Origin of the sequence: Streptomyces sp. PCS3-D2 (assembly GCF_000612545.2) — a bacterium.
GTDB lineage: Bacteria > Actinomycetota > Actinomycetes > Streptomycetales > Streptomycetaceae > Streptomyces.
Genome location: NZ_CP097800.1, coordinates 7,234,981 through 7,249,539 on the forward strand (window position 1 = coordinate 7,234,981; position 14,559 = coordinate 7,249,539).

Consider the following 14,559-nt stretch of genomic DNA (forward strand, 5'->3'; position numbering starts at 1 on the left):
GCGCTGCTGGCGGACGTCACCGAAAGCGGCAGTCCGTTCCGGCCGGGGCTGGGGTTGGAAGGAGGCGAGGGTGTTGCCGACGGTCGGCAAGGATCCCGTCAGGCCCACGCCTGCGACCGGTTCCGTAGAAGCCGACGCGCTACCGTTCCCGGTGCTCCTGCTCCGCCGGACGCTACCGGCAGGCGAGGACCGACGCCCGTCGATCCGGCCGAGCATCATCCTGACCTGCGGCGATCGCTGCCGTCGGAGAACGGAGAGGCGCCGGACAGGGGCATCGGTTACCGTGGACGCATGTCTACGCCCCGAGTTTCCTAGCTGAGGACCCGCTTCCACATCAGAAGTCTGTCCTTTTGCTTTCTCGGAGCGTCATCCCATGATTACCTTTCGTGATGTCGAGCTGCGTGCGGGCGCCCGCCTGCTGCTCTCCGACCTCTCCTTCACCGTTTCCCCCGGCGACCGCATCGGCCTGGTCGGCCGCAACGGAGCGGGCAAGACCACCCTCATGAACGTCCTTGCCGGGCGCACCCGGCCGGCTGCGGGCACCGTCACGCACACCGGTCCGGTGGGCTTCCTCGCCCAGGACTCCCGTGCCACGGACCAGCAGGTCACCGTCACCGACCGGATCCTGTCCGCCCGCGGCCTGGACCGGGCGCGGCGCCAGCTGCGAACGGCCGCGACGGCGATGGCCGACGCCGCCTCGCCCGACGTGCTGGACCGGGCGATGAACGCGTACGCCCGCGCCGACGCCGCCTTCCAGGCCGGCGGCGGATATGCCGCCGAGGCCGAGGCCGCCCGGGTGGCCGCCGGCCTGGGGCTGCCCGGCAGGGTCCTGCACGATCCGCTGGGCTCCCTGTCCGGAGGCCAGCGCCGCCGAGTGGACCTCGCGCGTATCCTCTTCGCCGGCCCGCGCGGAGTCCTGCTGCTGGACGAGCCGACCAACCACCTGGACGCCGACTCGGTCGGCTGGCTGCGCACCTTCCTCCAGGCCCATACCGGCGGCCTGGTCGTGATCAGTCACGACACCTCGCTGTTGGCCGCCGTGACCAATCGGGTCTTCCATCTGGACGCCACCCGCACCACGATCGACATCCACAACACCGGCTGGGACACCTACCTCGCCCAAAGGGAGGCGGACGAACGGCGTCGCGCCCGCGAACGGGCGAGTATCGAACGCAAGGCCGCCGCCCTGCACGCGCAGGCCGACAGGATGAAGGCCCGCTCGGCAACCGCCGCCATGGCCAAGAGCATGGCCCGGCGCGCCGACCGGATGCTGACAGAGCTCGAACCGGCACGGCGTACGGAAAGGATCGCCAAGATCGCCCTGCCCGAGCCGGCGCCGTGCGGGCGGACGCCGCTGGGTGCGGTCAGCCTGACCAAGTCCTACGGCGACCACCAGGTACTCAAGGGCGTCGACCTCGCCGTGGACCGGGGCAGCCGCCTGGTGGTACTCGGCCTCAACGGCGCGGGCAAGACCACCCTGCTGCGTCTGCTGGCCGGCACCGAACGGCCGGATGCCGGCCGGGTGGTGCACGGTCACGGACTGCGCCTGGGCTACTTCGCGCAGGAGCACGACACCCTCGATGTGGATCTGACGGTCCGACAGAACCTGTCCGCAGCCGCCCCGCACCTGGGTGACGGCGCGGCGCGGCACGTGCTGGGCGCGTTCCTGTTCTCCGGGGATGATGCCGACAAGTCGGCCGGGGTGCTCTCCGGCGGCGAGAAGACCCGCCTGGCACTGGCCGGGCTGGTGCACTCCGGGGCCAACGTGCTGCTGCTGGACGAGCCGACCAACAACCTCGATCCCGCCTCCCGGGGCGAAGTCCTGGCCGCGGTCGGCGGTTACCCGGGCGCGATCGTGATGGTCACGCACGACGAGGGTGCCATCGACGCCCTGCGCCCCGACCGGGTCCTGCTGCTGCCGGACGCGGACGAGGACCTGTGGAGCGAGGACTACCGCGGCCTGGTCACGCTCGCCTGAGTCGGTGCCTCATCCTCACCCGGCCGGGCGGAGGCCACGGGTCCCCGCCCGGCCGAGGTCAGGGGCTGCTTTCACCCGAACGGAGCCGAAGTGCGATGGTTGCCGCGATAGCAGGGAGGTCGTCACCGCCGCCTGCGGAGGGAGGTACGGCTGTCGATGAACGGCGCCTGTGCGGCGTGAGTGCCCCGAATACCTTCCTGACAGGATTGATCATCATGTGGTTGACGTGGGACTCAGGGACGTCGGCGCAAATGTGTCGTCAGGTGGTGCTGGAGGGGTTGGCCCACCGCCGCCATGTCGTGGACGACGGTCATCTCCCCGTCCTGGACGGTGTACCGGCGGCGCGTGGCGGTGACCTCCTTGGCCAGCGGCGTCAGCGAGACGTCCTTGGTCTCGATCTCGAACCCGCCACCGGACACCCGCCCCACGTACGTCTCGACGACACCGGTGGGGTGGGCGAGTACGACCTCCAGGGAGGCGTCGGGAGCCACCCGCCACCACCCCGCCTCGCGCCCCGCAGGCCGCACCGGGGCCCCGGCCTCGTCGATCAGCCACGCCCGGGCCTCGTAGCACAGGAAGGGGCGGCCGTCGTGGCTGAAGGTCACCTCCTGCTCGTAGCGGAAGCCCTTCTCCAACGTCGGGTACGCGCCGCGGCCGCGGCCGTGCCAGCGGCCCAGGAGCGGCAGCACGGGCGCCAGTAGTGGATGCGGCTGCGGCCCCTCGCCCGGGACGTGGCTGTCGGGGTACGGATTCTCCTGTACCGACTCGGACTTGTTCACCCGGCGTGTCTCCTGTCTGCTCGTGGCCCCGCCGGAACCGAACCGACCGACCGAATCCGCAGCATAAGCGGTGCACCCCCGCGCTCACGGGACGCGGCCCTCGCCCGCCCGTCCCGAAACCGGGGCGGGCGGGCGAGGGCGGCAGCGGCCCGCGGGTCACCGGGCCGACAGGCCTCCGGCGACCGAGGCGGGTACGGGCGCCAGACCGGCCGGCCGGGTGGTGAAGACGCCCCGGCCCTGGGTCCGGCCGCGGAGCCGGGACGCGTACCCGAACAGCTCGGCCAGCGGCACCGTCGCCGTGATCACCGCGGTGCCGCCCGCGGACGCCTGTCCCGAGACCCGGCCGCGGCGGGCCGCGAGGTCGCCCAGAACGCCCCCGACGCCGTCGTCGGGGACGGTCACCGTGACCTCCACGACCGGCTCCAACAGCTCCATCGTGCTGAGCCGCAGCGCTTCGCGCAGCCCGAACCGGCCCGCCGCCCGGAACGCCATCTCCGAGGAGTCCTTGGAATGTGTCGCCCCGTCGGTGAGGGTGACGCGCAGCCCCGTCACCGGGTGACCGCCCAGCGGGCCCCCGGCCAGGGCCTCGCGGCAGCCGGCCTCCACGGCGCGCGCGTACTCCTGCGGCACCCGGCCGCCGACGACCGTCGAGCGGAACGCGAAGACCGGCTCCTCCAGCGGCTCGACGTCCAGCACGACGTGCGCGAACTGGCCCGCGCCACCGTCCTGTTTGACGTGCCGGTGGACCAGGCCGGTCACCCCGCGCACGACGGTCTCCCGGTAGGAGACCTGCGGCCGGCCCGCCACGACCTCCACCCCGTGACCGCCGCGGATCTTCTCCGCGGCCACCTCCAGGTGCAGTTCGCCCAGCCCCGACAGCACGGTCTGCCCGGTCTCCGGGTCGGAGCGCACGACCAGCGAGGGATCCTCCTCCGCGAGCCGTGCAAGCGCCGTCGCCAGCCGACCGGTGTCGGCGTTGCGGCGCGCCTCCACGGCCACCGACACCACCGGCTCGGCCACCGTGGGCGGTTCGAGCAGCAGGGGCGCCCCCGGCGCGCACAGGGTGGTGCCCGCCCGGGCGGATTTGAGCCCGATCACGGCGACGATGTCGCCGGCCACCGCTTCCTCCCTGTCCTCGTGCCGGTCGGCCTGGACCCGCAGGATCCGGCCCACCCGCTCCGTACGGCCCGTGGCCGCGTCCAGTACCGTCGCGCCCTTGCGCAGCGTGCCCGCGTAGACCCGCAGGTAGGTGAGCCGCCCCGGCGCCACGGTCGTCACCTTGAAGGCGAGGGCCGCGAACGGCTCCGCCGGGTCGGGCGCGCGCTCCTGCTCCGCGCCGCCGGCCGTACCGCGTACCGGCGGCATGTCGGAGGGCGCCGGCAGGTACGCCACCACCGCGTCGAGCAGCGCTTCGATCCCGCGGTCGCGGTACGCCGAGCCGCACAGCACCACGACACCGTCCCCGCGCAGCGTCAGCTCCCGCAGGGCCCGGGCCAGGGTCGAGTCGCTCAGCGCCGATGCGGCGCAGAACTCCTCGAAGGCCCCGGTGTGGAGCTCCGCGACCGTCTCCTCCAGCAGCCTGCGCCGCTGCCCGGCCTCCTCCCGCAGGGCTTCGGGGACCGCCCCCGGCGCGATGCCGGCGGAGCCGGACTGCGGGCACAGCGCACGCATCGTCACCAGGTCGACGACGCCGGCGAAGGCGCCCTCGCGGCCGATGGGCAGCTGTACCACCAGGGGTACGACGCCCAGGCGGCGGCGGATCGACGCCACGGCGGTGTCGAGGTCGGCGCCCGCCCGGTCCAGCTTGTTGACGAACGCGATGCGCGGCACACCGTGCCGGTCCGCCTGCCGCCACACGGCTTCGCTCTGCGGTTCGACCCCGGCGACGGCGTCGAACACGGCGACGGCACCGTCGAGGACCCGCAGCGAGCGTTCCACCTCGTCGGAGAAGTCGACGTGTCCGGGCGTGTCGATCAGATTGATGTGGTGCCCGGCCCAGGTACAGCTCACGGCGGCGGCGAAGATGGTGATGCCGCGGTCGCGTTCCTGCGGGTCGTAGTCGGTGACGGTCGTCCCGTGGTGTACCTCGCCCCGCTTGTGGACGGCGCCGGCCGCGAACAGGATCCGTTCGGTGAGCGTGGTCTTGCCGGCGTCGACGTGGGCGAGGATGCCCAGGTTGCGCAGGGTGCCGAGGGAAGAGGCAGGGGAAGTGGAGGTGCGGGTGCGTCCGTTGGCGCGCATGGCCCGGGGCCTTTCGAATGAAGTGAGGAGATGAAGAGGGCGGCGCGATGTCCCTGACGACGGCCCCGTCACCCCGACCGGCATCGGCCGTCGACGGCCGCCACCCGTGGCCGGAGCAGGGCCGGGCGGGCAGGGCGGTGGCGTACGGAAGGCGGGGAGCGGGACGGACCTAGAGGTGCGTCACGGGTGTACGGTGACGGCCGCGCAGCCGGCACCGGGCGCCACGAGACACCGGGATCACGTCGTACCGGGACGGGGGAGCGTAGGCGGCGCTGCGGTACGTGCACATGGCGCTGCTCCCCTTCTCTTCTCTTCGGACGCGGTACGAGGCGCGCAGTGCCTCTGCGGCAGCGCGTACGGCGAGCTTAGAGAGCGGGCCGGGGCGGACGCACCGCATTTTCCGGGAACGGAACACGCCGTGAGCTGCGGCCCGGTGGGGAGGGAGGCCACCGCTCCCGGTGCGGGTGGCGCCATGTACCGGCACCCGGCCGCGGCGTCCGTAGGCCCCGCCCGGGACGAGGGACTGCGCACCGGCAGGACCTTGCGTCCCCGCCCACGGGCGCTCCTCGGGCGGCGGAACGAGGGTCGTCCGGTGAGGTCGGCCGTGTCGCCGGCGGCAGGCTGGGCACAAGCGCCGTATGACCCTGCTCCTGCTGTTCCTGCTGCCCCTCGGCCTGGCTCTCGTCCTGCCGACGACCGACCGGCCGCCCAAGCACGGCCGACACCGTCACCTCCGCTGACCCCGGTCCCGGATCCCGATCTCCGATCCCTGATGCCTGATGCCGCCCTGCTCAGGACCGGGACGTCAGCGGCAGCCTGAGCACCAGCCGGGCGCCGCTCGCGCAGTCCTCGGCCGTCAGCGTTCCGCCGTGGTGCGTACTCAGGTCACGCGCGATGGCGAGGCCGAGACCGGCTCCGCCGTGGTCGCGGCTGCGTGAGTCGTCGAGCCGTGTGAACCGTTCGAAGACCCGCTCCCGGTCGGCGCCGGGAATCCCCGGCCCGTCGTCGACGACCTCCAGCACGGCACGTCCCGGTACCGCCCCGCCACCGGTGGTGCGCAGCGTGACGCGCACCTCCTGTACGGCGTACCGCTGCGCGTTGTCGACCAGGTTGGTGACGACCCGGCCGAGCCACAGGGCCCCCGCGGTGACCTCGACATCCGCCGCGAGGTCCACGTGCAGCGGCACCCGGTCGCCGAGCCGGGCCTCCAGCACCTCGCGTACCAGGGCGCCCAGGTCCACCGGCACGGCCGCCACGGGCTGGGCCGCGTCGATCCGAGCGAGCAGCAGCAGATCCGCCGCGAGGCGCTGGAGCCGGTCGATGTCCTCCAGCGCGCCACCGATCAGCTCGGGCCACAGCTCGGGGTCCCGGACGGCCAGCGCGACCTCCAGCTGGGTGCGCAGGACGGTGATGGGGCTGCGCAGTTCGTGGGATGCGTCGGCGATGAACTGCCGCTGGCGGGTGCCGGACGCCTCCAGCCGGTCGAGGGTGTCGTTCATGGTCTCGGCCAGCCGGGCGACCTCGTCGCGGGTGGCCGGAACCGGCACCCGGCGGTGCAGGTCCCGGTCGGAGATCTCGGCCACCTCGGCGCGGATCGCTTCCACCGGCCGGAGCGCGTGCCCGGTGACCCGCCAGGTCACGAGGACGACGGTGGCCAGGAGCAGCGGCATACCGATCACGAGCGCGGCGGTGGTCGTGTCGTCGGCGGCGTCCGCGTCGCGCAGCGAGGCACCGGCGTAGACGGTGGCCGGGCCGTCCGGTGTCTGCGTGACGACCTGTACGACCCGCTGCCGGTGCTCGCCGTCGACCGGGCGGACCCGCCAGGTGTGCATCCGGGTTCCCGGCGTACCGGGCGGCGCCGGCGGGAACGGGGGCACCCCGATCAGGTTCGGGCTGGAGTAGAGGACCCGCCCGTCCGCGCTCACCACCTGTACGAACTCCACCGCCCGGCCCGGCGGGCGGGCCCGGCCGAGCTTCCCCGCGGCGGCGAGTTGTGCCACGGTCTCGGCCTGCCGCCGCGCGTCGGTCTCCGCGTTGCGCAGCAGGTTGGCCTCCAACAGGCCGAGCAGGGCGAACGAGGCGAGCGCCAGGGCCGCGGCCACGACCAGGCCCGCGCCCATGGTGGCCCGGGCCCGGACCGTGGTGGGCCACAGCCGGCGCAGGACGGGCCACCGGCCGAGGACGGCACTCCGGAGCGAGTGCAGCCCGTCGCCCAAGCGCCCGCGCAGTCCGTCGCCCTCACGCTCGCGCAGTCCGTCGCGCACCCGCCCGAGCAGGGCCGACGGTACGGAGGGCTCAGCCACCGTCGGCTGCCAGCCGGTATCCGGCGCCCCGGACGGTCTCCAGGGCCGCTCGGCCGAACGGCGCGTCGACCTTCCGGCGGACGGCGCTGACGTGGACCTCCACGACGTTGGGGTCGCCGTCGAAGGCGGCGTCCCACACCTGCTCCAGGATGTCCCGCTTGGAGACCACCTCGCCGGACCGGCGGCCCAGGTACTCGAGGATGGCGAACTCCCTGGCGGTCAGCCGGACCTCGGTACCGCCGCGGGAGCACGTGTGGCGGGCCGGGTCGATCACGAGGTCGCCGAATCGCATCACCTGCGGGCGCCGGCCACCCGTACGCCGGCCGAGCGCGCGCAGCCGGGCGACCAGCACGAGATAGGAGAACGGTTTGGACAGGAAGTCGTCGGCGCCCGTGTCCAGGGCTTCCGCTTCGTCGTACTCGCCGTCCTTGGCGGTGAGCATCAGGATCCCCGACTCGTTGCCGGCGGCGCGGAGCTTCGCGCAGATCCGATAGCCGTTCAGCCCGGGAAGCATGATGTCGAGCACGATCAGGTCGTAGTCGTGCTCGGTGGCCATCCACAGGCCCTGGGGCCCGTCGTGGGCCACGTCCACCGAGAACCCCTCCGACTGCAGACCCCGCTGCAGGGCCAGGGCGAGCCGCCGTTCGTCCTCCACCACCAGTACGCGCATGCCGAACAGGATCGCAGGCCCTTCCGACGTCCGGCTGAAGAGGTCTTCAGGTGGCTTCAGCTGGGCTTCAGCATCCCCTCAGCATGCTCTGGGGCGAGCCGGGCAGCGCGTCCGGCTGTCCGGAGGAGTAGCCGTATGTCTGAATCCGTTCCGCCGCCCGAGCAGCTGCCCGGGACCGCGCCCGATACCGGCGCCCGCAAGCGCGCGTCGCTGTCCCGTCTGGTGCCCCGCAGCAGCCGAACCCGTTGGGTGGCGGCCGGCGCGGTCGTGGTGGTCGTGGGCGGCGGGGTCGCGGCGGCGGCCCTGGCCGAGCACCACCACGAGCGGGCCCAGCGGGGCCCGCACGCGTTCCGCTTCGAGCCCGGCCACGGGAACGGGCCCCAGCGGGGGCCGCACGGCGGAGGACACGACGAGGACCGCGCGCGGAAGGCTCGCGGTGATGAGGGCGACGCCGGGGCGCGCGAGCGGTTCGGCCACCCCGGCGTCCCCGGCCACCCCGGCGGCCCCGGCCGGACCGAGCGGAGCGAGGCCTCCGGCAAGGGCGGCCGGGCGCCGGCGCCACTGCCCTCGCTGTCCATCGGTGACGCGGCCGGGAAGGCCGCTGCGGCGGTGCAGGACGGGAAGGTGGAGAGCCTGCGCGTCATCGCCCAGGACGGCGGCGGCAGCGCCTGGCGTGCTGTCGTCCTCGGCCCCGACGGTGTCCGGCACGCGGTCACGGTGTCCGGCACGGACGGCACCATCACCGGCAATACCACCCTCGGCGGATAGTCGGACCGTGCGCGCCTGCCGGGCCCGGGGCCGCTCCACCCGGGTCCCGACGCCCGATCACGCGGCCGGTCCCCGGCGCGCCGTCAACGACGTGTTCACCGGCCCGCGGCCGCCGGCGTCGGCGCGGGCGCCGGGGGAGTGGGCCGGGGCGATCCCTGCAGGGCCAGTACGGTGAGCACGACCAGCGCGTCCGTCCAGCCCAGCGGAGCGACGGCGGACGGCAGGCCGGCCGCGTTCACCGTTTCGGGGAGCTCGCCGAGTGCGTTGCGCTTTGACAGCACCCAGTCGAGCACCCGGCCCGCTCTCGCCTGCTCACCCGTGCCGGCCCAGGCCAGGGCGAAGAAGGCGGTGCTGGCCGTCCAGGCGTACGATCCCCAGCTGAAATCGGGGTCGTTGCCGGGCGAGACACCGCCGTTCGGCAACAGCAGCGCCCGGTAGGTCGAGTCCAGCGCCTCCCCGAGGCCGGGCGGTGCGGTGTTGAACGGGGGTGCCATGAACGCCACCGCGCTGTCCCTGCCGTGCTCGCCGTCGACGGTCCGCTGGTACCCCAGCGGAGCGAAGGAGACGGCGATGGCTGCGGACAGCCGCCGCGACGCGGCCGCCCAGCGCTCCGCATCCCCGGCCGCACCCAGCCGTGCCGCCAGGTCCGCCGAGGCGTTCAGCCCGGCCAGGAGGGGAGCTGCGGTGCCGATGTTGGCGGTCGTCGTGTCCAGCTCCCAGTAGTCCGGGGACGCCGGCGGCAACCCGTCCGGGCCGAGGGAGCGGGCGGCGAAGTCGGCTGCCGCCCGCACCATCGGGTAGAGCTCGCGCAGCCGTTCGTCCCGTCCGGCGGCCGGTGCCGCCTGGTACCACTGCCAGGTCGCCCACGGCACCCAGCCGTTCCCGTCCAGCTGCCATGTGCGCGCGTCCGGCGGCCCGCTGCCGTCCAGCTTCGTCCGGGCCTCCCAGGTGCCGTCGGTCCGCTGGGTGCGCGCGTCGTACGCCAGGATCCGGTACGCCTCCTCGTCGTGCCCGGTCGCCGCGAACGCAGCCGCGGCGAACGCTCCGTCCCGGGGCCACGAGTACTCCCACGGTGGGGACCATGCCGCGGCGAAGGCGCCATTGGGCTTCAGCAGGGCCCGCATCGAGAGCAGGGCGCGCCCTGCGGCGGCCCGCTGCCGCGCGGTGGCTCCTGGCACCCGGCCCCCGGCCAGCCATGCGCGGCTCTCCTCGACCTGTGCCAGCGCGCCCGGGTCGTCCGCCTCGACGACGGCCGACTCCGTGGCCCCGGCGGGCAGGTACCGCCAGCGGCCGGAGGGCAGTCGCAGCACGTTGCTCCCCGCGACGTAGGAGGCTCCGACGGCGAAGGACGGCGACACCGCCTCGGTCACCGCACCGTTGGCCAGCAGCCCCGATGTACGGGCCGCGAGAGCGGAGGAGGGTACGTAGCACGGCTCGGTCTCCCCGCACCGCTCGCCGCCGCTGGGGTTGACGCGGAAGGCCGGCCGGGCGGTGTCGTCGGCGTGCCAGCCGCCCCAGTACGCCCGGTCGTAGTTCCAGCTGCTGAGCGAACCGGGCACCGCCCGCCGCGTGCCGTACCAGGCGACCGGCCCGCTCTCCGAGGTCGTGGCCTGGACGAAGAGGTGGTAGGTGCGGCCCGCAGTGATCCCGGTGTCCCCGAGCGGGAACTCCACCCAGCCGGCTCCGGGGCCGCCGAGGGCGGCGAGGTCCACGGTGGCCGAGGCGATCGCCGACGCCGGGTCCGAGCGCACGCGCCGCACCTGGGCGGTCACCGTCCCCGTCGCGGCACCGCTCCCCAGCCAGACGCTCACCCGGGACAGCCGGGTGCCGTCGACCGTGAACCCCTGTGCGGCCGCGTTGTTCGTCGCCTTCACGCTGAAGAGCGCGCTCTCGTGGCGCACCTGCCCGTCGTACGCCACCGCGGCCGCGGCCGCCGCGTCGGGAGCCGCGGCCGGAACCCCGGTCAGCGACAGGCAGAGCAGGGCGGGCAGTACGGTCCTCGCGAACGCCATCCGGATACGGCCCTTCCTCCTCGACGGGACGCGCGTGCGGGGGTGCCCGGCGCCGCATTCCGGACCCACCATGCAGGCAGCCGGCCCCGGAGAGGGGCGCGTCCGTACGTGTTCCACCGGATCGGGGCACGGAGCCATCCGATCGGGGGCGTGCGCGGGGGGCCGGGGGCGCGCGGAACGGCGAATGCGCTTCGTGGCGGGGATTTCCACGGACCGGCTTGCACGATCGGGCTCGTTTTCCGATGGGGTGGTGATCGGGAGCGCCTGGCGCTCCGCGGCCGCTGGGGCGGGGGCAGGCGGCCGGCCACCCACACTCCACCGGGAAGGTCCGCTCAGACGTGAATGCCGCCGAGACGCTCGCCCTCGTGCTGTTGGCCACCACCGTGGTCGGCGTTGTCACGATCGATGTGCTGCGGGCGCGCACGCGCCCGCCGGGGCCCGGAGCGGGGAGAGCAACCGCAGGGCCGTCCGCCGGCCGACCGCCGAACGCCCCCGCGGGCCGCCGCCGTCGAGTCCCCGCCACTGCGACGGACGGCGGCGCACAGCTGTGGGGGAGCGCATGAACGCAGGAGAATTCGATCCGTCGGGATACCGCGCGGTCTCCAGCGAACTCGCCGGCGTGCTGCCGGTGGAGTTCACGGCCTTCCACTCCCAGCAGCACCGTGCCTATCTGCGCTACGCCCACCTGCAGCTGGGGAACCCCAAGGACGCCGAGGAAGTCGTCGACGACGTGTTCACCTTCCTGCTGAAGGTGTGGCGCCAGGCACTGAAGGAGGCGAGCCTGCACGGCTTCGCCTGGGCGGTGCTGCGCGAGCACGTCGAGCGGCGGCTGGCCGTCCTGGGACGGCAGGTGGCGATGGTCGAGACGGCCTGGTTCGCCGCACTGCGCCGCTCCTCGCGGGAACGGCTGGAACTGCTGGAGTCGAAACTCGGACTGTACGCGGCGATCGCGGGCCTGTCCGAGCGGCAGTACGACGTGGTGCTGCTCGCCTTCCTGCTGGGCAACGACTGCGACACGGTCGCCCGGATGATGGGGATCGCCCCGGCCACGGTCCGATCGCACATCCGCGGCGCACGCCGAACCCTGTCCCGCAAACTCGGGGTGGACTGGATCCCCGGAGAGGAGAAGGACCAGTGAGCGACAGGCCACGCCACCGAGACAAGCCGCCGTGCGGACTGGACGCGTCCCTGGCGGACGCGACGGTACTCGCGGAGGAGTACGCCGGATACGACGAGGGCGCCGCGCGGCGCCGCATCGCCCGCCGGATCGCCGCGGACCGCGCCCGCGCGGCGGCCGGAACCACCACCCTGGCCGGACCGGCCGCCGCCGCGGGCGGACCGGCCCCCCAGGCCGACACCGACGAGCTGGTCCTCGACGCGGCCTGCCATGTGCGGGCGGCCCGCGGTCTGGACGACCTCGCCTGGTGCCTCGTGGAGAGCCGGGACTTCGCCCAGCTCGCCCTGGCGGTCGACTCCTGGCCCCACGGCGCGAACTCGGCACTCCTCTTTGGCTGCTTGCTCCACCTCGCGGACCGGACGGAGGGCGCGCAGTTCTGGTTCCAGTACGCGGCGGGGGCGGGCTCGCAGACCGCGGCCCGCTGTCTCTACCTGCACCACCTGGCGCGCGCCGAGGTCGCGACCGCCCGGTTCTGGAAGCGCCAGGCCCACATCCTGGCGCCCGACGAACGCCTGCCGCCGCTGCCGCAGATCCCCCACGCGCTCGAAGAGGCCCTCGGGGCCTCCGTCATCTGGACGTCCCCGCCCATCACCACCCAGGACCTCACGTCCCTGACCGGCGGACCGGGCGGGGCCTGCCGGCCGCCGCTGCGGCTCCCGGCGCGCCTGCGGCAGGCCCTGACGGCGCGCCCCCGCAGGGAGCACCCCGACCTGGGGGAGGTCTTCACCCCGGGGCCGCAGGTCGCCGTGGCCGTCGCGCAGAACGCCCGGCTCAACCCCTTGCACCTCACGGAGCAGGCGAACGGGTGGGAAATCGAGGCGCTGAAGCAGCCGCGGCCGACCCGTGCGGCCGCGCCGTCCCCCGGGGGACGGACGGCCCCGGCACCACTGGAATCCGTCCACCGGGCACTGCGCGTCCTGGAAGTCGTCAACCGGCACTCGGGCGGCGTGAACCTGACCCAGATCGCCCGCGAGACGAAGCTGCCGCAGCTGGTCCTCGCCCGGGCGGTGGAGCAGCTCGTCCGCGCCGACCTGGCCACGCCGATCGGACCGGACGCCTATGTCGCCGGCCACGTCCTCCTGCTGAGCGAGACGGACGGCGCCGAGGGCCGCCGGCACCTGCGAGAGACCCTGACCTGGGTGCGGGACGCGGTCGGCGCCGCCGTCTACGTCGCCCGCTACACCGACGGCGAGGTCGCCATCACCCAGTACGCGGACGGTCCGGCCGCGCCCGCGGTGGAGGAGTGGGTCGACTTCCGCGCCGCCGCCCATGCCTCCGCGGTGGGCAAGGCGCTGCTGGCCCAACTGGACCACGACGGCCGGCGGGACCACCTGTCCCGCCACCGGCTCACACCCTTCACCACCCACACGCTCACCGGTGAGCGGGCACTCTTCCGGCAACTCGACGACCGCCCGCCCGACACGCCCCTCCTCGACCTCCAGGAGTACGCCGTCGGCACGGTGTGCGCGGCGGTGCCGATCACCGCCGGCCCGACCCCGGAATGCGTGGCGCTGTCCCTTCCCGTCCCCGATCCGGGCCGGCTGAAGCAGTCCGCCCGGATCCTGCAGAGCGAGGCGGCGGCGGTCCTGCTCGCGCTGATCGTCGCCGGCAGCCCTCGCCCTGCGGCACGCCGGCCGCAGGACCCCGTCCTCTCCACCTCCGTCTGACCTCGGCCCAGCCCCTGCACCTGCTGGGAGCGCAGGACCCGCCGCGCGGCGCGGCGCGGCGGCTCCTGCGCGAGGTCGCGGTCTCCGAGAGGGTGCCGCCCCGGCGACGGCGCGGGACCGGAGGTGGTCAGGGGGCGATCGGCAGCTGCCGCTTGTGCTCGGTGGCCCGGTAACGGTTGACGATGATGTCCAGGGCGGCCGCGTCGACGGGCTTGCCCTCCAGGACGTCGTCGATGTCGTCGTAGGTGACGCCGAGCGCCTCCTCGTCGGCCAGACCCGGATTCAGCGTCTCCAGATCCGCGGTCGGCGTCTTCCAGACCAGCGAGGAGGGCGCGCCCAGCGCCTCGGCCACCGCCCGGACCCGGCGCTTGGTCAGACCTGTGAGCGGAACCACATCGGCCGCGCCGTCGCCGAACTTCGTGAAGAAGCCCGAGACCGCCTCGGCGGCGTGGTCGGTGCCCACCACCAGGCCGGCGTGCGCGCCCGCGACCGCGTACTGGGCGATCATGCGCTGGCGGGCCTTGATGTTGCCGTGCACGAAGTCCTGGTGGTGCGCGTCGCGGAAGACCGTGCCACCGGCCAGTACCGCCTCCAGCGCCGCGTCGCTGGAGGGCTTCACGTCGACGGTCAGGACCCGGTCGGACCGGATGAACTCCAGGGCCAGCTGCGCGTCGGACTCGTCCGCCTGCACGCCGTACGGCAGACGCATCGCGAAGAACGTCGCCTCCCGCCCGGTGGCGCGGACCCGCTCGACCGCGAGCTGGCACAGCCTGCCCGTGGTCGTGGAGTCCACACCGCCGCTGATGCCCAGCACCAGCGAGCGCAGGCCCGTGGAGACCAGCCGGTCGGCGAGGAACGCCACGCGGCGCTCGATCTCCTGCCGGGCGTCGAAGGACGCGTTCACCCGGAGGTCCAGGGCGATCTCCTGCTGCAGCGATATGGACGCCTGGTCGGTCACGATTTG

At 74.0% G+C, this 14,559-nt stretch carries 10 protein-coding genes; 4 read left to right on the forward strand and 6 right to left on the reverse strand.

Annotation, left to right across the window (positions count from 1 at the left end; genetic code table 11):
- Positions 1-373: 373 nt before the first annotated feature.
- Positions 374-1,978, forward strand: coding sequence for an ABC-F family ATP-binding cassette domain-containing protein (locus AW27_RS32410; protein WP_172671335.1), 1,605 nt, complete (start codon positions 374-376; stop codon positions 1,976-1,978).
- A 233-nt stretch (positions 1,979-2,211) separates the two neighbouring features.
- Here the strand turns inward: AW27_RS32410 and AW27_RS32415 are convergent, their stop codons facing one another.
- From AW27_RS32415 to AW27_RS32430, 4 genes are all read right to left on the reverse strand, one after another.
- Positions 2,212-2,757, reverse strand: a complete 546-nt coding sequence (locus AW27_RS32415; RefSeq protein WP_037922370.1) for a heme-binding beta-barrel domain-containing protein — start codon at positions 2,755-2,757, stop codon at positions 2,212-2,214.
- 156 nt (positions 2,758-2,913) lie between these two features.
- Positions 2,914-4,998: an elongation factor G gene (fusA, locus tag AW27_RS32420; RefSeq protein ID WP_037922372.1), complete on the reverse strand. Its 2,085-nt coding sequence runs from the start codon at positions 4,996-4,998 to the stop codon at positions 2,914-2,916.
- Between the two features lie 791 nt (positions 4,999-5,789).
- Complete coding sequence (locus AW27_RS32425) at positions 5,790-7,118, reverse strand: sensor histidine kinase (protein WP_106967611.1); 1,329 nt, start codon at positions 7,116-7,118, stop codon at positions 5,790-5,792.
- 175 nt (positions 7,119-7,293) lie between these two features.
- Positions 7,294-7,971 carry a response regulator transcription factor gene (locus AW27_RS32430; protein ID WP_037922375.1) on the reverse strand — a complete coding sequence of 226 codons (678 nt, stop codon included), beginning with the start codon at positions 7,969-7,971 and terminating at the stop codon, positions 7,294-7,296.
- 135 nt (positions 7,972-8,106) lie between these two features.
- Here AW27_RS32430 and AW27_RS32435 point away from each other — a divergent pair, with 135 nt between their 5' ends.
- Positions 8,107-8,739 carry a hypothetical protein gene (locus AW27_RS32435; protein WP_037922377.1) on the forward strand — a complete coding sequence of 211 codons (633 nt, stop codon included), beginning with the start codon at positions 8,107-8,109 and terminating at the stop codon, positions 8,737-8,739.
- A 95-nt stretch (positions 8,740-8,834) separates the two neighbouring features.
- Here AW27_RS32435 and AW27_RS32440 read toward each other — a convergent pair whose 3' ends face one another.
- Positions 8,835-10,751, reverse strand: a complete 1,917-nt coding sequence (locus AW27_RS32440) for a glycoside hydrolase family 15 protein (protein ID WP_052030691.1) — start codon at positions 10,749-10,751, stop codon at positions 8,835-8,837.
- A 559-nt stretch (positions 10,752-11,310) separates the two neighbouring features.
- On the opposite strand from AW27_RS32440, the gene AW27_RS32445 reads away from it, so the two are divergent.
- A complete protein-coding gene (locus AW27_RS32445) occupies positions 11,311-11,889 on the forward strand; it encodes an RNA polymerase sigma factor (protein ID WP_236647655.1) in 579 nt (192 codons plus the stop codon).
- Between the two features lie 860 nt (positions 11,890-12,749).
- On the forward strand, positions 12,750-13,595 hold the full coding sequence (locus AW27_RS32450) for an IclR family transcriptional regulator domain-containing protein (RefSeq protein ID WP_052030785.1): 846 nt from the start codon (positions 12,750-12,752) through the stop codon (positions 13,593-13,595).
- 127 nt (positions 13,596-13,722) lie between these two features.
- Here AW27_RS32450 and nadE read toward each other — a convergent pair whose 3' ends face one another.
- Positions 13,723-14,553, reverse strand: a complete 831-nt coding sequence (nadE, locus tag AW27_RS32455; protein ID WP_037922381.1) for an ammonia-dependent NAD(+) synthetase — start codon at positions 14,551-14,553, stop codon at positions 13,723-13,725.
- Between the last annotated feature and the right edge of the window lie 6 nt (positions 14,554-14,559).

Coding starts and splice junctions, on each gene's coding strand:
- AW27_RS32440 (WP_052030691.1), bottom strand. CDS start 10,751: ATGGCGTTCGCGAGGACCGTACTGCCCGCCCTGCTCTGCCTGTCGCTG.
- AW27_RS32435 (WP_037922377.1), top strand. CDS start 8,107: ATGTCTGAATCCGTTCCGCCGCCCGAGCAGCTGCCCGGGACCGCGCCC.
- AW27_RS32430 (WP_037922375.1), bottom strand. CDS start 7,971: ATGCGCGTACTGGTGGTGGAGGACGAACGGCGGCTCGCCCTGGCCCTG.
- AW27_RS32445 (WP_236647655.1), top strand. CDS start 11,311: ATGAACGCAGGAGAATTCGATCCGTCGGGATACCGCGCGGTCTCCAGC.
- AW27_RS32410 (WP_172671335.1), top strand. CDS start 374: ATGATTACCTTTCGTGATGTCGAGCTGCGTGCGGGCGCCCGCCTGCTG.
- fusA (WP_037922372.1), bottom strand. CDS start 4,998: ATGCGCGCCAACGGACGCACCCGCACCTCCACTTCCCCTGCCTCTTCC.
- AW27_RS32425 (WP_106967611.1), bottom strand. CDS start 7,118: ATGGGCGCGGGCCTGGTCGTGGCCGCGGCCCTGGCGCTCGCCTCGTTC.